The organism is Mesorhizobium sp. M1A.T.Ca.IN.004.03.1.1, from assembly GCF_003997555.1.
Classification (GTDB): domain Bacteria; phylum Pseudomonadota; class Alphaproteobacteria; order Rhizobiales; family Rhizobiaceae; genus Mesorhizobium.
In genome coordinates this window covers 1-374 of the sequence record NZ_RZTV01000075.1, presented here as the reverse complement: position 1 = coordinate 374, position 374 = coordinate 1, and the positions used below count along the sequence as shown (strand labels likewise).

Here is a 374-nt window from a genome sequence, read left to right as displayed (position 1 = left end):
GTGCTCGCCAAGGTCTTCGGCCAGCCGCCGGCCAATTGGGCGCCGGTCGGCCGCTGGTTCTGGCATCTCGGCCGCGGCAAGGTCTTTCATGACAGCATTGCCGATGCTGCGCCTTACGCGAATGAACTCGCTCTCGGCTGGATCAGCCATTACGTCGTCGGCATCCTCTATGGGGTGATCTTTGCGCTCATCATGGGAGAGGGATGGTTCGCCGCACCGACATTTCTTCCCGCCTGGATCTTCGGCATCGTCACCGTCGGGGCAGGGTGGTTCCTGCTGCAGCCGGGCCTCGGCCTAGGCTGGGCTGCTTCGAAACATCCGAAGCCGAACAAAGTCCGGTGTTTCAATCTGCTAGCGCATACGGTGTTTGCATT

General features: G+C 61.2%; 1 protein-coding gene. It reads left to right on the top strand.

The window, feature by feature from the left end:
* On the top strand, positions 1-374 hold a 374-nt coding region (locus tag EOD29_RS30750; protein ID WP_164763888.1), incomplete at both ends, for a DUF2938 domain-containing protein.